At 70.0% G+C, this 22,338-nt stretch carries 14 protein-coding genes; all 14 read right to left on the bottom strand.

Annotated elements, in window-relative coordinates; all coding sequences use genetic code 11:
- Nucleotides 1-126 precede the first annotated feature (126 nt).
- A complete protein-coding gene (locus OG972_RS27155; RefSeq protein ID WP_266985705.1) occupies nt 127-4,224 on the bottom strand; it encodes an Rne/Rng family ribonuclease in 4,098 nt (1,365 codons plus the stop codon).
- A gap of 233 nt (nt 4,225-4,457) precedes the next feature.
- Nucleotides 4,458-5,240: a TIGR03936 family radical SAM-associated protein gene (locus OG972_RS27150; protein ID WP_266985703.1), complete on the bottom strand. Its 783-nt coding sequence runs from the start codon at nt 5,238-5,240 to the stop codon at nt 4,458-4,460.
- A gap of 124 nt (nt 5,241-5,364) precedes the next feature.
- Nucleotides 5,365-6,594 carry a hypothetical protein gene (locus OG972_RS27145; RefSeq protein ID WP_266985701.1) on the bottom strand — a complete coding sequence of 410 codons (1,230 nt, stop codon included), beginning with the start codon at nt 6,592-6,594 and terminating at the stop codon, nt 5,365-5,367.
- Between the two features lie 108 nt (nt 6,595-6,702).
- On the bottom strand, nt 6,703-8,628 hold the full coding sequence (locus OG972_RS27140) for a TIGR03960 family B12-binding radical SAM protein (protein ID WP_266985700.1): 1,926 nt from the start codon (nt 8,626-8,628) through the stop codon (nt 6,703-6,705).
- A 50-nt stretch (nt 8,629-8,678) separates the two neighbouring features.
- Nucleotides 8,679-10,205, bottom strand: a complete 1,527-nt coding sequence (locus OG972_RS27135) for a CYTH and CHAD domain-containing protein (protein WP_266985698.1) — start codon at nt 10,203-10,205, stop codon at nt 8,679-8,681.
- 272 nt (nt 10,206-10,477) lie between these two features.
- The gene (gene rodA, locus OG972_RS27130) at nt 10,478-11,668 is read right to left on the bottom strand and encodes a rod shape-determining protein RodA (RefSeq protein ID WP_266985696.1); all 1,191 of its coding nucleotides are present in this window, start codon (nt 11,666-11,668) and stop codon (nt 10,478-10,480) included.
- The gene (gene mrdA, locus OG972_RS27125; RefSeq protein WP_266985694.1) at nt 11,668-13,842 is read right to left on the bottom strand and encodes a penicillin-binding protein 2; all 2,175 of its coding nucleotides are present in this window, start codon (nt 13,840-13,842) and stop codon (nt 11,668-11,670) included. The genes rodA and mrdA overlap by 1 nt, the downstream gene beginning before the upstream one ends.
- A 58-nt stretch (nt 13,843-13,900) precedes the next feature.
- Nucleotides 13,901-14,560, bottom strand: coding sequence for a rod shape-determining protein MreD (gene mreD, locus OG972_RS27120; RefSeq protein WP_266985692.1), 660 nt, complete (start codon nt 14,558-14,560; stop codon nt 13,901-13,903).
- 11 nt (nt 14,561-14,571) lie between these two features.
- Entirely contained in the window at nt 14,572-15,609 is a 1,038-nt protein-coding gene (gene mreC / locus OG972_RS27115) for a rod shape-determining protein MreC (RefSeq protein ID WP_266985690.1), read from the bottom strand.
- A 101-nt stretch (nt 15,610-15,710) separates the two neighbouring features.
- Nucleotides 15,711-16,730, bottom strand: coding sequence for a rod shape-determining protein (locus tag OG972_RS27110; protein WP_124268240.1), 1,020 nt, complete (start codon nt 16,728-16,730; stop codon nt 15,711-15,713).
- 290 nt (nt 16,731-17,020) lie between these two features.
- Entirely contained in the window at nt 17,021-17,434 is a 414-nt protein-coding gene (gene ndk / locus OG972_RS27105; RefSeq protein ID WP_037698740.1) for a nucleoside-diphosphate kinase, read from the bottom strand.
- 100 nt (nt 17,435-17,534) lie between these two features.
- A complete protein-coding gene (locus OG972_RS27100; protein WP_266985688.1) occupies nt 17,535-17,891 on the bottom strand; it encodes a DUF4233 domain-containing protein in 357 nt (118 codons plus the stop codon).
- A 5-nt stretch (nt 17,892-17,896) separates the two neighbouring features.
- Nucleotides 17,897-19,420 (bottom strand): folylpolyglutamate synthase/dihydrofolate synthase family protein, encoded by a 1,524-nt coding sequence (locus OG972_RS27095; RefSeq protein ID WP_266985687.1) that lies wholly within the window; start codon nt 19,418-19,420, stop codon nt 17,897-17,899.
- Between the two features lie 293 nt (nt 19,421-19,713).
- Nucleotides 19,714-22,335: a valine--tRNA ligase gene (locus OG972_RS27090; protein WP_266985686.1), complete on the bottom strand. Its 2,622-nt coding sequence runs from the start codon at nt 22,333-22,335 to the stop codon at nt 19,714-19,716.
- Between the last annotated feature and the right edge of the window lie 3 nt (nt 22,336-22,338).

The following is a 22,338-nucleotide window of genomic DNA, read 5'->3' as shown; positions in this document are numbered from 1 at the left end:
CACATTATCAGGCTTTTCACAGCGGGTTTCGTCGAGGTTAAGGGTAAAGAAAAGGGCCGCCCGAACGACGAGGTGCGGCCCTCCCGCGGGAGGGCCGCACCTCGTCGTTCACCTTGTGACCGTCGGTCAGCCCTCGGCGTCGGCCGAGACGACCGTCGGCGACGACTGCTCCGCGGCAACCGTCTTCTTCGCCGCCTTCTTGGCCGTCGTCTTGGCCGTCGTCTTCTTCGCGGCGGTCTTCTTGGCAGCCGTCTTCTTGGCGACCGCCTTCTTGGCCGTCGCCTTCTTGACGGTCTTGCGTGCCGTCTTCTTCGCCGGGGCCTCGGTCTCCGCGGCTTCCGCGGCCTGTGTTGCCTCGGCTGCGGCAGCGACCGGCTCCACGTCGGGCTTCGGCTCGGTGGAGCCGGTCACCACGACGACCTCGGCGCCGTCCGCACCCGCGGGCGATCCCGCGGGGGCGGTGACCTTGCGGGTCACCCGGCGCCGGGCACGCGGCGGGGAGGCCGGAGCGGCCACCTCCTCCGGTGCAGCCTCCGGCTGCGGCGCCTCGGCAACCGGGGCCTCGGCCACCACGTCCGCGACGGACAGCGGCGCTTCGACCGGCGCGACCTGCTCGGCCGGGGCCGGCGATCCCGCCGGAGCGGTCGCCTTGCGGGTCGCCCGACGACGCGTACGGCCCTGCGGCGCCTCGGCCACGGGGGCCTCGACAGCCACCGGGACCTCGACAACCGGCTCGGGCTCGACGACCGCTTGGACCTCGGCGGCCGGCTCCGGCTCCACGACCGGAGCGGGCGCGGACTTCGGGGCGCCGGCCGGGGCCGATGCCTTACGGGTCGCACGCCGGCGACCACGGCCACGCGAGGCAGCCGCCTCGGCCTCGGCCGGGCTGCTGTACAGCTCCTCGTCCGGTACGAACTCCGGCTCGGAGAGCGCCAGCGGGGCTGCGACCTCCGCAGCCACCTCGGCCTCGGTCTCCACCTCCGCCTCGACATGCTCGTGGTCGACGAGGTGCTCGTGCTCGGGCTGCTCACCGGCACCACCGCGGCCGCGCTTCTTGGCCCGCTTGCCGTTGCCGCCGCCACCGATCGAGCTCGGCTGCTCCATGTGCACGATCACGCCGCGACCATTGCAGTGGACGCAGGATTCGGAGAACGACTCCAGCAGCCCCTGGCCCACCCGCTTGCGGGTCATCTGGACCAGGCCCAGCGAGGTGACCTCGGCGACCTGGTGCTTCGTACGGTCGCGACCCAGGCACTCCAACAGGCGCCGCAGCACCAGGTCCCGGTTGGACTCCAGGACCATGTCGATGAAGTCGATGACGACGATGCCACCGAGGTCGCGCAGCCGCAGCTGACGCACGATCTCCTCGGCCGCCTCCAGGTTGTTCCTGGTGACGGTCTCCTCGAGATTGCCGCCCTGACCGGTGAACTTGCCGGTGTTGACGTCGACGACGACCATCGCCTCGGTCTTGTCGATCACCAGCGAACCGCCGCTGGGCAGCCAGACCTTCCGGTCCAGCGCCTTCATCAGCTGCTCGTCGATCCGGTACGTCGCGAAGATGTCGACCTCGGAGGTCCACTTCGACAACCGGTCCGTCAGGTCGGGGGCGACATGCCCGACGTAACCGTGGATGGTCTGCCACGCGTCGTCACCGCTGACGATGACCTTCGAGAAGTCCTCGTTGAAGATGTCGCGGACGACCCTGACGGTCATGTCCGGCTCGCCGTAGAGCAGCGTCGGCGCGTTGGCGCTGCCGTTGCTCTTCGACTTCTTCTGGATGTCCTCCCACTGCTGCTGCAGCCGCTCGACATCACGGCGCAGCTCGTCCTCGCTCGCGCCCTCGGCCGCGGTACGGACGATGACGCCCGCGTCCTCGGGGACGATCTTCTTGAGAATGGTCTTCAGCCGGGCGCGCTCGGTGTCGGGCAGCTTGCGGCTGATGCCGGTCATGGAGCCCTCGGGCACATAGACCAGGTAGCGGCCGGGCAGCGAGACCTGACTGGTCAGGCGGGCACCCTTGTGGCCGATCGGGTCCTTCGTCACCTGGACGAGGACCGACTGGCCGGACTTCAGCGCGGTCTCGATCCGGCGCGGCCCGTGGGCCATGCCGAGCGCCTCGAAGTTCACCTCACCGGCGTACAGGACGGCGTTGCGCCCCTTGCCGATGTCGACGAAGGCGGCCTCCATGGACGGCAGTACGTTCTGCACCTTGCCCAGGTAGACGTTGCCGACGTAGCTGGTGGCCTGCTCCTTGTTGACGTAGTGCTCGACGAGCACATTGTCCTCGAGGACACCGATCTGGGTGCGGTCGCCGTTCTGGCGGACGACCATCACGCGATCGACGGCCTCACGGCGGGCCAGGAACTCCGCCTCGGTGATGATCGGGACGCGGCGACGGCCCTGCTCACGGCCCTCGCGGCGACGCTGCTTCTTCGCCTCCATACGGGTCGAGCCCTTGATGGACTGGACCTCGTCGAAGCCGGTGCCGGGCTCGCGCTCGGCTTCCTTCTTCCGGGGCTCACGGACCTTGACGACCGTACGCTCCGGGTCGTCGGTACCGGCTTCGGCCTCGGGCGAGGCGTCACCGCTGCGACGACGGCGACGACGCCGACGACGGCTGCTGCTGGAGCCGGAAGCGGACAGCTCATGGTCCTCTTCCTCCTCCTCGTCGGCCTCGTGACCACGCTCGTGCTCGTCCTCGGACGTGTCGGCGGTGTGCTCGTCGGCCTGCTGCTCCGCGGCTTCGTCCGACTCGCTGGGCTCACCGCGGCGGCGGCGACGGCCACCGCGACGGCGACGGCGCGAAGGACGGTCCCCGTACTCGTCCGACTCCTCGCCCTCGTGCTCGGCTTCGCCCTCGGCCTCCGCCTCGAGCTCGTCCTCATCCTCGGCGTGCTCCTCCACCGGGGCGGTAGGGGCGGGCGCCCGGTCGGCGATCGGCTCGGTCTCGACGGCCTCGCCGCGGCGGCGGCGACGGCGCCGGGAACCGCCCTGCGGTGCGGCCTCGGCGGCCGGGGCCGCCTCTTCGGCCGACGGGGTCTCCTCTGCCGTCTCGATCTCTTCCTCGGCCTCGTCGTAGTGCGAGGCGGGACCGGCGGCCGCGGCGGCGGCAGCGGCGGTCTCCGGGGTCTGGAACATCGGCTCGGCGAAGACCGGCGCCTGGAAGACGGCCACGGCGGGACGCGTCGCCCGACGGCTCTTGCGGGCGGGCTCCTCGACCTTGCCGGTGAACTCCGGCCGGCCTGCGGGGGCGGTGGCCCGGCGGCGGGTACGGCCACCCGGCGCGGCGGCCTCGGTCTCCTCTTCCGGCTCGGCGACCGGCTCCTCGGCGGCCTCGGTCTCGACCACGGCCTCCACCGGCGCCACGGGCTCGACGATCTCGGCGGCCTGCGGGGCACCCGCGGGCGAGGTGGCCTTGCGGGAGGCCCGACGACGGCCGCGCGGGGCAGCCGGCTCGGCAGCCTCTGCGGTCTCTGCGGTCTCGGTGACCTGTACGGCCTCCGCGGCCGCCACGGGCTCGACGATCTCGGCGCTCGTGGTGTCGCCCGACACGGGCTGCGGGGCACCTGCCGGAGCGGAGGCCCGGCGGCGGGTACGGCCACGCGGGGCGGCGGCCTCGACGGGCTCGGCAACAGGTGCCTCGATCGGAGCGACGGTCTCGACGACCGACGCCGCCTCGACGACCTCAGCGGCCTGCGGGGCGCCTGCCGGAGCCGTGGCCTTGCGCGTCGCACGGCGACGCGCACGCGGCGCCGGAGCAGCCTCAGTGGGCTCTGCAGCCTCGGCGGGCACAGCAGCCTCGGCGGTCTCCTCGGTCTTGGGCGCACCCGCGGGAGCGGTCGCCTTGCGCGTCGCCCGACGACGCGCACGCGGCGCCTCGGCGGGAGCAGCGGCTTCGGCAGGCTCCTCCACCTCGACGGCCTCGACGACCTCGGCGGCCTGCGGGGCGCCCGCGGGGGCGGTCGCCTTGCGGACCGCGCGGCGGCGGGTACGCGCCGGCGGCGCGGCCTCCGCCTCGGCGGCAACGGTGTCGGACGTTTCGGCGTCAATGGCCGGTATGGCCGACGCGACTGCCTCGGCGGCTTCCGCGCCCTTGGCACCCGCCGACGGCGGGCCTGCCGGGCGGGATGCTGCGCGGCGCCTACGGCGCGGCGGCAGCTTGTCGCCGGGGGCGTTGTTCTCTTCGGCGTTCCCGGTCATCCCGGGTTCGATCGGTTCAAGCATGCGGGCGGTTCTCCCGTCACGCTCCCGGGCGCCGCGCCTGATTCCGGTCCGACACGGTCCGCATGAGAAACGCGGTACCGCCGTCCGGGGCGCGGGCGCCGCACGGGAGCTGAATGTCTGGCTCGCCGGTTCCGTCCGCGATGTACGCACGGCCTGGCGAAAGTCTTATGGGTCAGCGCGCGGCCCGGCCCAGGTGGCTCCCGAGCCCGAGGGCTGCGCTACAACGACCGGCCTTACGCGGAACCTGCACCTTCCGGCGCCGTCGCGACGGCGGTCCCGGTGGCCGTGGGTTGCGCGGCCGGGGATGCCTCGCGGTCGGGCGCGAGCGGGTCGGTCACCGTGCCGGACTCCTCGTCGAAGAGCCCCTGCGCCAGCCTGGTCACCGCTGCGGGGACCGGCGGCGCCAGGTCGGCCACAACGCGGAGACCGGACAGGACGTCGTCAGGTCGCACGGCAGGTGTCACGTGCCGAACAACCAGCCGCAGTATCGCACAGGCCTTGTCCCCGGGCCTATCAGCGCCGGGATCGACGGCCTCGAGACCGGCGACGGCCGCGCGGGCGTCGAAGGTCCGCATGCCGTTCTTCGTACGGCGCTGGACCTCGACGGTCTCGGCGCCGAGGAATCCGGCGACGGCCTTCTCGGCGTCCTCGAAGGGGACCCCGTCGAGCCGCATCTCCCACACGGAGGCGGTCAGCCGGTCGGCGAGACCCGAGGTGCGGGCCTCCACGGCGTCGGTAATGTCGAGACCGTCCGGGAGCGACTCGTCGAGCAGTGCGCGCAACGTGTCGGGGTCCCGCGGCTCGGTGAGGGCGATCTCCAGGAACTCGGCCTCGCTGCCCGTGCCGGTGGGTGCGGCATTGGCGTACGAAACCTTGGGGTGCGGGGTGAAGCCCGCCGAGTAGGCCATGGGCACCTCGGCGCGGCGCAGCGCCCGCTCGAACGCGCGCTGGAAGTCGCGGTGGCTGGTGAACCGGAGGCGGCCGCGCTTGGTGTAGCGCAGTCGGATGCGCTGCACTGCCGGTGCGGGCGGCGGGCCTTCGGGCTGTCGCTTGCCCAGTGGTTCTTCTCCTCGGTGCGGAGCGGACGCGGTGGCACGCCGCCCTCGAAATACGGGTGGGCCCGGGGGCGTCCGGTCCGGCTCACCCCTGCTTGTGCAGGGAGATCTCAGGTTCGGGCGCCGCGCTGGGCACAGTCGTTGTACTACCCAGAGTACGCGCAAGGGGGCGCACCGGTTCCCGGGGCTCGGGGACCGGGCCCCCGCCGACCAGTGCGCGCCATGCGTCGCGGCGGGCCTGCCGCACGCTCTCGCGTGCGGTGCGCAGCGCACTGCGGGCCACACGTCCCGCCTCGACCGCGGCGCGCTTGGCGGGGGCCCAGACCGCGTCGCGGACGACATGTCCCACGGGTGTGCACACCGTGCGGTAGACCCAGGTCGCCGGGGCGCCGATGAGATGCCACGCCAGCCGGGCGATCGCCCGGCCGACGGCCCGCGAGACGAATCCGGCGATACGCCAGGCGACACCGATGGCGGTGGCGATCTCCCGGCCGACCGGAGCGAGGACCCGGCGGTACAGCCAGCTCACCGGGGCGACCAGCAGCGTCATGACGAGCCGGACGACCGCCGCCCCCAGCCCGCGGGCGGCGGCGGCGACACCGCGGGCCAGCAGGCCGGCCAGCCGGACGATGCCGTGGCCGAGCGGGGTGAGCAGTTCCCGGTACGCCCAGGCCAGCGGCAGCACGACCAGGTGCTCCATCAGCCAGGTGACGGCGGTCGCGAGCGGCACCAGGAGGTAGCGCCACACGCCGACGACGGGCCGGACGAAGAGCACGGTGAGCAACAGACCCACCGCGGTGGCGACGCCCCGTCCGGCAGGGATGAGCAGTTCGCGGTACACCCACCGCAGTCCGTGCCCCAGCGGGGTGAGGACAGCCCTGTGGAACCACACGACCGGGACGACGACCCCGTACCGGACGACGGGCACGACGACATAGCGCCACAGCGCCACCCACGGCCATACGAAGACGGCCGCGCCCAGCCACAGCAGCCCTTGCCCGACCACGGCGGCCAGCCACCGCAGCCCGTGCCCCAGCGGGGTGAGGACCGACTCGTACAGCAGGACCAGCGGGGCGACGACGAGCACCCTGCCCAGCCAGGACAGGGCCCGTCCCAGAGGGCGCAGCAGGACCCGCTCGGCGGCCCGTGCGGTGGCGACGAGTACGTCCCAGATCATCCGTACGGGCAGGACGACCACCAGCACCACGATCCGTACCGGAATCCTGATGAGCGTGGTCAGGCAGCCGTCACCGGTTTCGTAGTGCGCGGGTGCCTGATGCCTGCCGTACACGCGGGGCTGCTTCTCCTGGTCCATGGGGAACAGGACGCGAAAGGCCCGGCCCGGGGTTTCCCGGGCCGGGCCTTCGTCATCGAGCTGTCACCCGAAGGGTGACGCCCGGTGTGACGTGATGTCCGGTGTTACTTACTTGACGACCGTCAGCGGAAGGAGCTTCTTGCCGGTCGGGCCGACCTGGATGTGGGTGTCCATCTGCGGGCACACCCCACAGTCGAAGCACGGGGTCCAGCGGCAGTCCTCGACCTCGGTCTCGTCGAGCGAGTCCTGCCAGTCCTCCCAGAGCCAGTCCTTGTCGAGACCGGAGTCCAGGTGGTCCCAGGGCAGGACCTCCTCGTACGTCCGCTCGCGGGTGGTGTACCAGTCGACGTCCACGCCGAACTCGGGGAGCGTCTTCTCGGCGCACGCCATCCAGCGGTCGTACGAGAAGTGCTCGCGCCAGCCGTCGAAGCGGCCGCCGGACTCGTAGACGGCGCGGATCACCGAGGCGACACGGCGGTCGCCGCGCGAGAGTAGGCCCTCGACGATGCCGGGCTTGCCGTCGTGGTAACGGAAGCCGATCGAGCGGCCGTACTTCTTGTCGCCGCGAATCTTGTCGCGCAGCTTCTCCAGCCGGGCGTCGGTCTCCTCGGCGCTCAGCTGCGGGGCCCACTGGAACGGGGTGTGCGGCTTGGGTACGAAGCCGCCGATGGAGACGGTGCAGCGGATGTCGTTCTGACCGGAGACCTCGCGGCCCTTGGCGATCACATTGACCGCCATGTCGCCGATCTGGAGGACGTCCTCGTCGGTCTCGGTGGGCAGGCCGCACATGAAGTACAGCTTCACCTGGCGCCAGCCGTTGCCGTACGCGGTGGCAACCGTCCGGATGAGGTCCTCCTCCGAGACCATCTTGTTGATGACCTTGCGCATGCGCTCGGAGCCGCCCTCGGGGGCGAACGTGAGACCCGAACGGCGGCCGTTGCGGGTCAGCTCGTTGGCCAGGTCGACGTTGAACGCGTCGACGCGGGTGGAGGGCAGTGAGAGGCCGATCTTGTCCTCGGTGTACCGGTCCGCGAGCCCCTTGGCGATGTCGCCGATCTCACTGTGGTCCGCGGAGGAGAGCGAGAGCAGGCCGACCTCTTCGAAGCCGGTCGCCTTGAGACCCTTCTCGACCATGTCGCCGATGCCGGTGATGCTTCGCTCCCGCACGGGGCGCGTGATCATGCCGGCCTGGCAGAAACGGCAGCCGCGGGTGCAACCGCGGAAGATCTCGACGGACATCCGCTCATGGACGGTCTCGGCGAGGGGGACGAGGGGCTGCTTCGGGTACGGCCACTCGTCGAGGTCCATGACGGTGTGCTTGGACACGCGCCACGGCACGCCCGACTTGTTCGGCACGACGCGGCCGATACGGCCGTCCGGGAGGTACTCGACGTCGTAGAACCGCGGTACGTAGACGCCACCGGTCCTCGCGAGGCGGAACAGCACCTCCTCGCGTCCGCCGGGCCGGCCTTCGGCCTTCCAGGCGCGGATGATCTCGGTGATCTCCAGGACCGCCTGCTCGCCGTCGCCGATGACCGCGCAGTCGATGAACTCCGCGATCGGCTCGGGGTTGAACGCGGCGTGGCCGCCGGCGAGGACGATCGGGTCGTCGAGACCGCGGTCCTTGGCATCCAGCGGGATGCCTGCGAGGTCGAGAGCGGTGAGCATGTTGGTGTAGCCGAGTTCGGTGGAGAAGCTCAGCCCGAAGACGTCGAACGCCTTCACCGGGCGGTGGCTGTCCACGGTGAACTGCGGCACCTTGTGCTCGCGCATCAGCTCTTCGAGGTCCGGCCACACGCTGTACGTGCGTTCGGCCATGACGCCCTGGCGCTCGTTGAGCACCTCGTACAGGATCATGACGCCCTGGTTGGGCAGCCCGACCTCGTACGCGTCCGGGTACATGAGCGCCCAGCGGACGTCGCATTCGTCCCACGGCTTGACGGTGGAGTTGAGCTCACCGCCGACGTACTGGATGGGCTTCTGCACATGCGGGAGCAGAGCTTCGAGCTGTGGGAAGACCGAATCGACAGACATCGCGAACTTTCGAGAGCCGGCAGAGGGGACCATCCAGCGTACCCCGGCGCTCAGCCTGTCAGATCCGACCGCAATTTCGGCCGGGAGGCCCGCTCCCACACCCCGGGCAGTTCCCGTTCGCGGGCGGCCGCGGTCGCCTCCTCATGCCCGTACAGCAGCCCCCAGGTGAAGGCGGACTCCCCCGCCGCGTGCGCCTGGGCGGCCAGGGTGCGCAGGGCTTCGCGGGCGACGACGCTGTCCTGGTGGTCGCCCAGCACGGTCTGCACGGCCTTCATCCGCTTGGCGAACTTCTTGGCGGGCTTGCCCAAGGCGGGGGTGGCCGCCTCCCCCGCGTACCTGGCCCGCTTGGCGGCCTTGCGGGCCTGGTGCATCGCCACGTCCCGGTTCGGGCCAGCGGGGAGGTCCAGGGCGTGACCGGTCCGGGTGGCCAGGCGTGCGTAGTCCTTGAGGACGGCGCGCGGCAGTACGTCCTGCGGGCTGCGGTCCGCGGCGGGCAGCAGCGGCGGGTCGGCGAGGAACGCGTCGAGTGTGTCGAGGAGCGCCAGATACCGCTTTCCGTCGAGTACGCCGACGGTCCGGCGCCGGGAACCCGAGCGGCGGGCGGTGGACCAGATGCGCAGGCGACTGCGGACGGGCCCGAGGACGAGGATGGGGGACAGGTCCGCGATCCGGGTGCGGAACCGTTCGTCGAGGACCTCCTGGTCCCGGTCGACGCCGAGCTCCGCGGCCAGCCATTTCAGCTCGTCACCGATCGGATCGGTGACCGCCCGGTCCACAATCTTCCTGTATGTCCTGAAGACGCTGCGCAGCCTGCGTGTGGCGACCCGCATCTGATGCACGGAGTCGGGCAGATCGCGGCGTACGGCGGGGTCGAGGGCGACGATCGCCGTGATCTGATCGCGTGCGTAGGCCAGGATGTGGTCGCCCGCCGTCCGGGGCCGCGGCTTGCCGTCCCCCTCCGGGTGCTTCTTCCTCTTCGGGGCGGTCTCGTCGAGGGCCCTGGCCAGTTTGGACGGCGCCGCGGAGGGGCGTACGCCGCCCTTGCGCAGCCGGCGTTCGACGGCGTCGAGGAACGCGGGGTCGCCGTCGTCGGCGAGTTCGACCTCGATCTCGGTCCAGGCTGCGGTGCCGCTGCCGCCCGTGAGCCGCTCGGCCCGGACCTCGTCGACGCTGAGTTCGGCGAGCAGCGCGCCATCGGCGTCGAGCAGGTGGTGGACGTCCCGGGTGGAGAGCAGCCGGACGACGGGGACGAGCTCCGTCTCGCGGACCCGGGAGCGCAGCAGCCCTGCGAGGCTGTCCGGAAGGGTGTCGGAGAGCGGGGCCCGGATCTCGTCGCGGATCCCGGAGGCGACCGGGAATTTGAGGTGCCAGCCGGCATCGGCGCCGCCGGTGCGGCGGCGCAGGGTGAGCGCGTCGGCCGCGAGCCGGTGGTCCTCGGTGTCGTAGTAGACGGCGTCCAGCTCCATGACGCCGCGGTGGTCCACGGCCGCGACGGCGGCCACCCGGGTCAGATCGGGAAGCCGGGTATCGACGGTGGCTTCGTACTTTCGCTCGATTTCACGCTTCGAGTCCGCCATCGGACCTACTTTCGAGTGAACCGTCGGCTTCACCCGCAGCGACGCTGAGGCATGTTCTAAGTTGTACACCTGTCCTCGGGCAGCGGTCAGGGCTTGGCCGTCAGGAGGTTCATCTGAACCGAGTGAGAAGCCGCCCCGCGGGGCGGAGGAGTCACGAACTGAATCTAGACGCGCGCGCGCGCGAGCGATCGATTCTGTTCCCTGAGCAGTCCCTTGCCGGGACCTGGTGCACACCCGATTCCGGCAAGGGACTGCACGCGGCGAGGACACGCCTACGCCGACATCGGCCGCTGCACCCGGATCGACTGGAGCAGTCCGATGGCCACCCAGACGGCGAACATCGACGACCCTCCGTACGACACGAACGGCAGCGGGAGTCCAGCGACCGGCATGATGCCGAGCGTCATCCCGATGTTCTCGAACGCCTGGAAGGCGAACCAGGCGATGATGCCGGCGGCGACGATCGTGCCGTACAGCTCGGTGGTCTCGCGGGCGATCCGGCAGGCGCGCCACAGGACGACACCGAGGAGGACGAGGATCAGTCCGGCGCCGAGGAAGCCGAGTTCCTCGCCCGCGACAGTGAAGACGAAGTCGGTCTGCTGCTCGGGAACGAACTGGCCGGTGGTCTGGGTGCCCTGGAAGAGGCCGGTGCCGGTGAGTCCGCCGGAGCCGATGGCGATGCGGGCCTGGTTGGTGTTGTAGCCGACGCCCGCCGGGTCGAGCGCTGGGTTGGCGAAGGCGGCGAAGCGGGCGATCTGGTAGTCGTCGAGCAGGCCGAGCTGCCAGACGGCGACGGCTCCGGCCGCGCCGGCGCCGAGGAGTCCGAAGACCCAGCGGTTCGACGCGCCGGAGGCCAGGAGCACGCCGAGCACGATGACGGCCATGACCATGACGGAGCCGAGGTCCGGCATCCCCATGACGATCACCATCGGGAGGAGCGCGAGACCGAGTGCCTTGGCGACGGTCCGGTGGTCCGGGTACAGCTGGTCGCCCGCGTCGACGCGGGCGGCGAGGATCATCGCCATCACCAGGATGATGGTGATCTTGGTGAATTCGGACGGCTGCAGGGAGAAGCCGCCGCCGATGATGATCCAGGCGTGGGCGCCGTTGACGGTGGCGCCGAGCGGGGTGAGGACCGCGAGGACCAGAAGCACCGAGAGGCCGTAGAGGACCGGGACGGCGCCGCGCAGGGTGCGGTGGCCGAGCCAGATCGTGCCGACCATCAGGGCGAAGCCGATGCCGGTGTTGAGGGCGTGCCGCAGCAGGAAGTAGTACGGGTCGCCGTGGTTGAGCGAGTCCCGGCCGCGGGTCGCCGAGTAGACCAGGGCCGCGCCGATGAGGGAGAGCGCGATCGCGGAGCCGAGCATCGGCCAGTCGAGCCGGCGTACGACGGAGTCGCGGGCGGTGAGTCTGCCCCAGACACCGCGGTCGGGGGCATATCGGGAGACGGAGAAGCCGGCCATCAGTCGCGCCTCCCGAGCACCGCGGCGAGTGTCTGCTCCTCCGGGGTCTTCTGCGAGTTCGGGTCGTAGGGCTTGATCGTCGGCGCGTCGATCGTGCCGTCGTGCTGGATCTTGGGCAGGGACTTCTGCGGGGTGGGCAGCAGCGCCTTCTTGAGGTCCTGCTTGCCGGAGTCGTCGAGTCCGTAGAGCGCGTCGTAGATGTTGCGGACGGCGGGCCCGGAGGCGCCGGAGCCCGTACCACCCTGGGAGATCGTCATGACGATCGAGTAGTCCTTGGTGTACGTGGCGAACCAGGAGGTCGTCTGCTTGCCGTAGACCTCGGCCGTACCCGTCTTGGCGTGCATCGGGATCTTGTCCTGCGGCCAGCCGCCGAATCGCCAGGCGGCGGTACCGCGGGTCGCGACGCCCGCCAGCGCCCCCTCCATCTGCTTCAGGGTCTTGGCGCTGGCCGGCAGCTTGCCGTGCGAATGGGGCTCGACCATGCGGACGTTCTTGCCGTCGGGGCTGATGATCGCCTTGCCGACGGTCGGGTCGTAGAGCGTGCCGCCGTTGCTGATCGCGGCGTAGATGGTCGCCATCTGGATCGGGGTGACGAGGGTGTCGCCCTGGCCGATGGAGTAGTTGATCGAGTCATAGGCGTGCAGCTTCATTCCCTCGAGGCAGTTCTCGTGGGCGAGCACGGTGTTGAAGTCCTTCTTCTTGGGCCACTTCTTGGCCTGTTCGCACCAGGTGTCCTTGTTGGCCTTCCAGAAGTCCTTCTTCCACCGGCGGTCGGGGACGCGGCCGGTGACCTCGTTGGGGAGGTCGATGCCGGTCTCCTTGCCGAGGCCGAACTGGTGGGCGGTCTTGAAGAACCAGTCCTTGGTGTTCTTCTTGGGCTGCAGCCCGCCGTCCTTCTGCCACTGCTGGTAGCCGAGGGCGTAGAAGACGGTGTCGCAGGAGACCTCGAGTGCCTGGCCCAGGGTGATCGGGCCGTGGCTCTGCGATTCGAAGTTCTTGTAGGTGTGGCCCTCGGCGGTGTACGAGCTGCCGCAGGTGTAGTGCCCGTCGAACGAGTAGCCCGCATTGACGGAGGCGGCGGTCGAGACGACCTTGAAGATCGAGCCCGGTGCGGCCTGGCCCTGGATGGCCCGGTTGAGCAGCGGATAGTTGGACTTCTTGCTGGTCATCCGGGCGTAGTCCTTGCCCGAGATGCCGCCGACCCAGGCGTTGGGGTCGTAGTCGGGGTTGGACGCCATCGCGACGACTCGGCCGGTCTTGGCCTCCATGACGACGACGGCGCCGGAGTCGGCCTTGTAGTTCTGGTTGGTGTTCTTGTCGAAGGACTTACGGGCCGTCTTCATGGCCTCGTTGAGCTCGTACTCCGCGACGGCCTGGACCCGGGCGTCGATGGAGGTGACGACGCTCGATCCGGGCTCCGCCTTGTCGTCCTTCGCCTGGCCGATGACCCGGCCGAGGTTGTCGACCTCGTAACGGGTGACGCCGGCCTTGCCGCGCAACTCCTTGTCGTACGTACGCTCCAGGCCGGAGCGGCCGACCTGGTCGGAGCGGAGGTACGGCGAGTCGGTGTCCTTGGCCTTGGTGATCTCTTCGTCGGTGACGGGCGAGAGGTAGCCGAGGACCTGGGCGGTGTTGGCCTTGCCGGGTGCGACGTAGCGACGTACGGCGGTGGGTTCGGCGGTGATGCCGGGGAAGTCCTCGGCACGTTCGCGGATCTGGAGGGCCTGCTGGGTGGTGGCCTCGTCGGTGACCGGGATCGGCTGGTACGGCGAACCGTTCCAGCAGGGCTGCGCCGTCTTCGCGTCGCAGAGCCGGATCTTGTCGAAGACGTCCTTCGGCTTCATGCCGAGCACATCGGCGAGCCGGGTCAGAACGCCCTTGCCGTCGTCGTCCATCTTCAGCAGCTCGGTGCGACTGGCGGAGACGACGAGGCGGGTCTCGTTATCGGCGAGGGGCACGCCGCGGGCGTCGAGGATGGAGCCGCGGACGGCGGGCTGGACGACCTGCTGGACGTGGTTGCTCTTCGCCTCGTCGGTGTATTCCCGGCCGTTGCGGATCTGGAGATACCAGAGGCGGCCGCCGAGTGTCAGGAGCAGGGAGAAGACGAGGACTTGGATGACGATGAGCCTGATCTGGACCCGCTGGGTCCGGCCCGTCTCCGGAATGTTGCTCACAGGGCGCCCCCGGCGGTCGGGCCGGGTGTCCGGGGGGTGCTCCCCGGGAGATACAGGCTCACAGTCGCTTGACTCCCTTGATCCGTCCGGCCCGTGCCGCCCGGTTGCGGGCGACCTTCACACGCAGTCCGCCGCGCTGGCTGCCGATCCTGAGTCCGGTGCCGGACGAGAGCCAGCCCGAGGCCACGTCGCCGCCGGAGGGCTCGGAGAGCGGGTCGTTCTCGGTGCGTCTGGCGAGCGCCATGATCAGCGGAACGGTGAACGGCGCGAGAAGCAGATCGTAGACAGCGGCGGTGAACAGCAGGCTGCCGAGGCCGACATGGCGGGCGGCGGTGTCCCCGACGAGGGCGCCGACAAGGGCGTACAGCAGCGTGGATCCGATCGCGGCGGCCACGACCACGGTCATCGGGGCGAGCGCGGACTTGAGCCGTCCGTTCTCCGGCCGGGCAAGTCCGGCGAGATACCCGATGATGCACAGGACCATGGCGTAGCGCCCGGCGGCGTGGTCGGCGGGCGGCGCCAGGTCGGTGAGGAGCCCCGCGCCGAAGCCGATCAGGGCGCCGGCCACATGCCCGTACACCAGGGCGAGGCCGACGACGACGAGGAGCAGCAGGTCGGGGACGGCGCCGGGGAGTTGGAGGCGCGCGAGTACGCAGACCTGGACGACCAGGGCGATCACGACCAGAGCGGTGGAGAGCAGAGTCCGGTTGAAGCGCATGGGGATCAGCTCTATCTCTGCTCGTTGACCGCGTTGCCGGTGGTTCCGGTGGGGCTGGGACTCCCACTGGGACTGCCGCTCGGGGTCTCGTTGACGTTCCCCACGACCTTTCCGTTGGTGTCGACGATGTCACCGTTGGGCGAGATGGTGACGGTGACCGTGGGGGTCGGGGTGGGTTTCGGTTTGGGGGGCTGTTTCGGCAGGACCATGTCGCGCGGGTCCTCGCGCGGTGCCTGGACGACGACGCCGACGATGTCGAGTCGGGTGAAGCCGACGTACGGGCGGACATAGACGGTACGGGTCAGGTCGCCGCCGGACGGGTCGACGCGGACCACTTCGCCGACCGGGACTCCGGGCACGAACGGCTTGTTCCTGCTGGAGCCGAAGGTGACCAGCCGGTCGCCCTTCTTCACCTTGGCCTTGCCGTTGAGGAACTGGACGGAGAGCGGGCGGTCGCCCTGGCCGGTGGCGAAGCCGAGTTCGTCGGTCTTCTCCATCCGGGTGCCGACCGTGAAGTCGGGATCGTTGGCGAGGAGCACCGTCGCGGTGTCCGGGCCGACGGTGGTGACGCGGCCGACGAGTCCGTCGCCGTTGATGACGGTCATGTCGCGCTTGAGCCCGTCGTTGGAGCCCGCGTCGATGGTGACGGTCCAGGAGAAGCCCTGGGCCGATCCTATGGCGATGACCTCGGCGGCCTTGATGCCGTACTGGCCGGCGGCGGACTTCTTCAGCATCTTGTCGAGTTCGCGCACCCGGTTGCGGTTTCGGTCGTCGCTGCCGAGCTTCGTCTTCAGCGCGGCGTTCTGCTCTTCCAGGGCGGCGATCCGGTTGTGCCGTTCACCGGAGTCCCGGATCGCCCCTATGGCGTTGCCCACCGGGTCGACGGCTGCCGCAACGCCGTTCTCGACCGGCCCGAAGGCCGTTGCGGCGACCCGCCGGGCGCCGTCCACCGGTGACTCCTCGCCGCCGCGGATGTCCACCGTAATCAGTGCGAATGCGATGGCGATCAGCAGCACCAGGAGCAGCCGGCTCTCTCGTGTGTCCCTCACGTGCGGCGGCCGTGCCTTCCTCGTCGGAATGTTCGTGCCTGTATATCAACGATCCGCCGTACGGGGCGGCAACGCCCGTACGGCGGACCGCTGTGTTGTCGCTACCTGCGGGGCTGGGCGTCCAGCACCTGCTGGAGCGCCTCGAACTCCTCGACACACTTACCGGATCCCAGTGCCACCGAGTCCAGCGGGTCCTCGGCGATGTGGATCGGCATGCCGGTCTCACGGCGCAGTCGCTCGTCCAGTCCGCGCAGCAGCGCGCCGCCGCCGGTGAGGACGATGCCGCGGTCCATGACGTCGCCGGAGAGCTCCGGCGGGCACTTGTCGAGCGTGGTCTTCACCGCGTCGACGATCGCGTTGACCGGTTCCTCGATGGCCTTGCGGACCTCCGCGGCGGAGATGACGACCGTCTTGGGCAATCCGGAGACCAGGTCGCGGCCGCGGATCTCGGTGTGCTCGTCCTTGTCCATGTCGTACGCCGAGCCGATCGTGATCTTGATCTGTTCGGCGGTGCGCTCACCGAGGAGGAGCGAGTACTCCTTCTTGATGTGCTGGATGATCGCGTTGTCCAGCTCGTCACCGGCGACCCGGATCGACTGGGCAGTGACGATTCCGCCGAGCGAGATCACGGCGACCTCGGTGGTGCCGCCACCGATGTCGACCACCATGTTGCCGGTGGCCTCGTGGACCGGCAGCCCGGAACCGATGGCCGCGGCCATGGGCTCCTCGATGATGTGCACCTGCCGCGCGCCGGCCTGCGTCGACGCCTCGATGACGGCGCGCCGCTCGACCCCGGTGATGCCCGAGGGCACGCAGACGACGACCCGCGGGCGGGCCAGGTAGCGGCGCTTGTGGATCTTCAGGATGAAGTAGCGGAGCATCCGCTCCGTGATCTCGAAGTCGGCGATCACGCCGTCCTTCAGGGGCCGTACGGCAACAATGTTGCCCGGTGTACGCCCGATCATCTTCTTGGCCTCGGAACCGACCGCCAGGATGCCGCCGGTGTTGGTGTTGATGGCCACGACGGACGGCTCGTTCAGAACGATGCCGCGCCCCCTGACGTACACCAGCGTGTTGGCAGTCCCTAGGTCGATAGCCATGTCACGGCCGATGAACGACATTGAGTTCCCCTTGTTCCCCATGAGGATGCGTCGGGCCTTCCCAAGAAGCGGTTATGGCTTGTTTTGGTAGGCGAGGTGAGCGCTGCGGGCGTGGAAGATTCCATCGTAGTGCCGTATTCACGGACACCGCGCGAGGGTCCTTCGCCATTGTGGGCGGAACGGGTGGCCGTTCCACTCATGGTGACGTTACGTCGGAGGGATGCGTTCCCGCGATCGGGGACCCTATGCCGAAGGGCGACCGAATTACTTCGGTCGCCCCGGGTCATGAGCGCTGTTTGGCTGATCCGAGGTCAGGAAAGTCCCGGAAAGAACAGCTTCAGTTCTCGCTCTGCGGACTCCTCGGAGTCCGAGGCGTGGATGAGGTTCTCGCGGGTGATCGTGCCGAAGTCGCCACGGATGGAGCCGGGCGCGGCGGCGATCGGGTCGGTCGGGCCGGCCAGGGCACGGACGCCCTCGATGACCCGCTCGCCCTCGGCGACCAGGACGACGACGGGGCCGGACTGCATGAACTCGACGAGCGGCTCGTAGAACGGGCGGCCGACGTGCTCGGCGTAGTGCTGCTCCAAGGTCGCCCGGTCGAGCGTGCGCAGCTCCAGCGCGGTGACCTGCCAGCCGGCCTTGCGCTCGATCCGGCCGACGATCTCGCCGATCAGCCCACGCCTGACAGCGTCGGGCTTGAGAAGGACGAGGGTGCGCTGAGTCATGTGCGGCTCCTTGAGGGCATGCGGGTGCGGTGAGGCGAGGTTACAGGGGCACGGAGACGGGCCGGCGGCCGGGTTTGCCCGCCGTGCCCGGCTTCAGGTTTCAGCCGCCGGCCGGGGCTTCGGTCGCCGCCTGCGCCGCCCAGCGTGCCTTCGCCTCGTCGATCTTGCGGCCGTAGTGCACCGAGGCCCACCACAGTCCGCCGAAGACCAGCCCCAGGATGAACATCATCGGGACGACGAATCCACTGGCGACCAGTGCGACCTGCAGCGCCCAGCCGAGCGCTGTGCCGCCGGGGCGGGTGAGCATCCCGCAGAGCAGGACGGAGAGCAGCATGCCGATGCCGCAGACCGTCCAGACGGTGGTGTTCGACAGGTCGTCGGACTTCATCGCGACGAGTCCGGCGAAACCGATCACGAAGAATTCGCCGATCAACGTCGACGCGCAGAGCGTACGCACAGGGGTCAGTGCCTTCCCAGAAGCAGCCGGGCCTCGCCGACCGTGATCACGGAGCCGGTCACCAGGACGCCGGCGCCCGCGTACTCGTCCTCCTCCTCGGCGAGGGTGATCGCCGCCTCCAGCGCGTCGTCGAGGCGCGGCTCGACCTGGACGCGGTCGCCGCCGAAGACCTCGACCGCGACGGCGGCCAGTTCGTCGGCGTCCATCGCGCGGCCGCTGGAGTTCTGGGTGACGACGACCTCGGCGAAGATCGGCTCGAAGGCTTCGAGGAGCCCCCGGACGTCCTTGTCGCCGCTGGCGCCGACCACGCCGATCAGCCGGGAGAAGCCGAACGCCTCGGACAGCCCGTCGGCGGTGGCGCGGGCGCCCGCCGGGTTGTGGGCCGCGTCCAGGACGACGGTCGGGCTGCTCCGGACGACTTCGAGGCGGCCCGGCGAGCGGACCGAGGCGAAGGCCCGGCGGATCGTGTCGAAGTCGAGCGAGCCGGACTGCTCGGCGCCGATACCGAAGAACGCCTCGACTGCGGCGAGCGCCACCGCCGCGTTGTGCGCCTGGTGGGCGCCGTACAGCGGGAGGAAGACCTCCTCGTACTCGCCGCCGAGGCCGCGCAGTGTCAGAAGCTGGCCGCCGACCGCGATCTCGCGGGAGACGACGCCGAACTCCATGCCCTCGCGGGCGACCGTGGCGTCGACCTCGACGGCCTTCTTCAGCATGACCTGCGCGGCGTCGACCGGCTGCTGGGCCAGGATGACGGTGGCGTCCTGCTTGATGATCCCGGACTTCTCGGCGGCGATCTCGGCGGGTGTGGAGCCGAGCCGGTCGGTGTGGTCCAGCGAGATGGGGGTGACGACGGCGACCGAGGAGTCGATCACGTTCGTCGCGTCCCAGCTGCCGCCCATGCCGACCTCGACGACGGCGACGTCGACCGGCGCGTCGGCGAAGGCCGCGTAGGCCATGCCGGTCAGCACCTCGAAGAAGGACAGCCGGTAGGGCTGCTGGGCGTCGACCATCTCGACGTACGGCTTGATGTCGTTGTACGTCTCGATGAACCGCTCCGGGTCCATCGGCGAACCGTCCAGGCTGATCCGCTCGGTGATCGACTGGACGTGCGGCGAGGTGTAGCGGCCGGTGCGCAGCTCGAAGGCGCCGAGCAGGGCCTCGATCATGCGGGCGGTGCTGGTCTTGCCGTTGGTACCGGTGATGTGGATCGACGGGTACGCGTGCTGCGGCTCGCCGAGCACGTCCATCAGCGCGGCGATCCGCGACACGGACGGTTCGAGCTTCGTCTCGCCCCAGCGGCCGGCGAGCTCCTGCTCCACCGCGCGCAGTGCCTTGTCCACCTCCGGGTCGGCGGGTCGGGCGGGGATCTCGTCACCCGGGACCGGTCCCGAGGCCGTGCGCAGGGTGCGGCTGCCGGCCTCGATCACCGCCAGGTCGGGGTCGCGTTGGGTCGCTTCGTCGACGATCTCCGCGAAGGTGTCGTCGGACTCGGACGCGTCGTGCCGGTCTGAAGGGCGGGGCTCACTCACGGGTCCCAGTCTACGGATCGGGACGGACATCCGGCGCGGGGCCCGGCAACGGTCACGAATCGCCCGCCCGGGCCGCTGTCGGCACAACGCGCCCAGGGGGCACATGGTGCTCCATGTGCCCCCTGCCCTCCGATTCCGACCGCGGCGCCGGAGCGGCGCGTGCCTCGGCGGCCGGGCGGACGACTGCCCGGCACCGGACACGCCGTACGGGCTGTACGAGCCGCCGGAGCGGGGACGGCGAAGCCCCCGTGTCCCTGGTCGGTCAGGGACACGGGGGCTTCACGCTCAGATCATCAGTTCTGCGGCAGGTTCGCCAGCTGAGCGGTGATCCGCGCGATGTCCGCGTCGGCCTTGGCGAGCCGGGTACGGATCTTGTCGACCACGTTGTCCGGTGCCTTGGCCAAGAACGCCTCGTTGCCGAGCTTGGCGTTGGCCTGGGACTTCTCCTTCTCGGCGGCGTCCAGGTCCTTCGTCAGGCGCTTGCGCTCGGCCTCGACGTCGATGGTGCCGGACAGGTCGAGGGCGACGGTGGCGCCCGCGACCGGCAGCGACGCGGTGGCGTGGAAGCCGTCACCGGCGGGCTGCAGGCGCAGCAGCTGGCGGATGGCCGCCTCGTGCGGGGCGAGCGCCGTGCCGGTCAGGGTGAGCTCGGCCGGGACCTTCTGGCCGGGCTGGAGACCCTGGTCGGAGCGGAACCGGCGGACCTCGGTGACGACCTGCTGGACCAGCTCGATCTCCTGCTCGGCGGCCGCGTCGCGGAAGCCGGAGTCCTTCGGCCAGTCGGCGATGACGACGGACTCGCGGCCGGTCAGCGTGGTCCAGAGCGTCTCGGTGACGAACGGGACGACCGGGTGCAGGAGCCGCAGCATCACGTCGAGGACCTCGCCGAGGACCCGGCCGGAGACCTTCGCCTGCTCGCCGCCCGCGAAGAACGTGGTCTTCGACAGCTCGACGTACCAGTCGAAGACCTCGTCCCACGCGAAGTGGAAGAGGGCCTCGCTGAGCTTGGAGAACTGGAAGTCGTCGTAGAACGCGTCGACTTCGGCGACGGTCTTGTTGAGCTTCGACAGGATCCAGCGGTCCGTCGCGGACATCTGTGACGGGTCGGGCAGCTCGCCCTCGATCGTGGCGCCGTTCATCAGCGCGAAGCGCGTGGCGTTCCAGATCTTGTTGGCGAAGTTGCGGGAGCCCTGGACCCAGTCCTCGCCGATCGGGACGTCGACGCCCGGGTTGGCGCCGCGCGCCAGGGTGAAGCGCAGGGCGTCCGAGCCGTACTTGTCCATCCAGTCCAGCGGGTTGACCGCATTGCCGAAGGACTTCGACATCTTCTTGCCGAACTGGTCGCGGACCATGCCGTGCAGAGCGATGGTGTGGAAAGGCGGGGTGCCGTCCATCGCGTACAGGCCGAACATCATCATCCGGGCGACCCAGAAGAAGAGGATGTCGTAGCCGGTGACCAGGACGGAGTTCGGGTAGAACTTCGCCAGGCTCTCGGTCTGCTCCGGCCAGCCGAGCGTCGAGAACGGCCACAGGCCGGAGGAGAACCAGGTGTCGAGGACATCGGTCTCCTGCGTCCAGCCCTCGCCGCTCGGCGGCTGCTCGTCGGGGCCGACGCAGACGATCTCCCCGTCCGGGCCGTACCAGACGGGGATGCGGTGGCCCCACCACAGCTGACGCGAGATGCACCAGTCATGGAGGTTGTCGACCCAGTCGAAGTACCGCTTCTCCATCTCCTGCGGGTGGATCTTGACCTGGCCGTCGCGGACCGCGTCGCCCGCCGCCTTGGCCAGCGGGCCGACCTTGACCCACCACTGCATGGACAGCCGCGGCTCGATCGTCGTCTTGCAGCGCGAGCAGTGGCCGACGGAGTGGACGTACGGGCGCTTCTCGGCGACGATCCGGCCGTCGGCGCGCAGAGCGCCGACGATGGCGCTGCGCGCCTCCAGCCGGTCCAGTCCCTGGAAGGGACCGTGTGCCGTGATGATCGCGTGCTCGTCCATGACGGCGAGGCTCGGCAGACCGTGCCGCTGGCCGATCTCGAAGTCGTTCGGGTCGTGCGCGGGCGTGACCTTGACGGCGCCCGTGCCGAACTCGGGGTCGACGTGCTCGTCGGCGACGACCGGGATACGGCGGCCGGTGAGCGGCAGCTCGATCTCCTTGCCGACCAGGTGCTTGTAGCGGTCGTCCTCCGGGTGGACGGCGACGGCCGTGTCGCCCAGCATCGTCTCGGCACGGGTCGTCGCGACGACGATGGAGTCCTCGCCCTCGCCGTACCGGATGGAGACGAGCTCGCCGTCGTCGTCCTGGTACTCGACCTCGATGTCCGAGATGGCTGTGAGACAGCGCGGACACCAGTTGATGATGCGCTCGGCCCGGTAGATCAGCTCGTCGTCGTAGAGCTTCTTGAAGATGGTCTGGACGGCCTGGGACAGACCTTCGTCCATGGTGAAGCGCTCACGCGACCAGGCGACACCGTCACCCAGGCGCTTCATCTGCCCGGAGATCTGTCCACCGGACTCGCCCTTCCACTGCCAGACGCGGTCGATGAAGGCCTCGCGCCCCAGGTCGTGGCGGGACTTGCCCTCCTTGGCGAGCTCACGCTCGACGACGTTCTGCGTGGCGATACCGGCGTGGTCCATGCCCGGCTGCCACAGCGTCTCGTAGCCCTGCATCCGCTTGCGGCGGGTGAGGGCGTCGATCAGCGTGTGTTCGAAGGCGTGCCCCAGGTGGAGGCTGCCCGTGACGTTCGGCGGCGGGATGACGACGGTGAACGGAGGCTTGTCGCTTGTCGCGTCGGCCTCGAAGTAACCACGTTCTACCCAGCGCTCATACAGCTTCCCCTCTACCTCGGCCGGTGCGTACTGGGTCGGCAGTTCGGGGTTGCTGGCTGGCGTCTGCTGAGTGTTCTCGGTCACGGG

It is taken from the genome of Streptomyces sp. NBC_01669, assembly GCF_026339735.1.
In the GTDB taxonomy this organism is placed as follows: Bacteria; Actinomycetota; Actinomycetes; order Streptomycetales; family Streptomycetaceae; genus Streptomyces; species Streptomyces yanii.
Note: the sequence above shows the minus strand (reverse complement) of the source record. Positions and strands in the feature narration are given on the sequence as shown.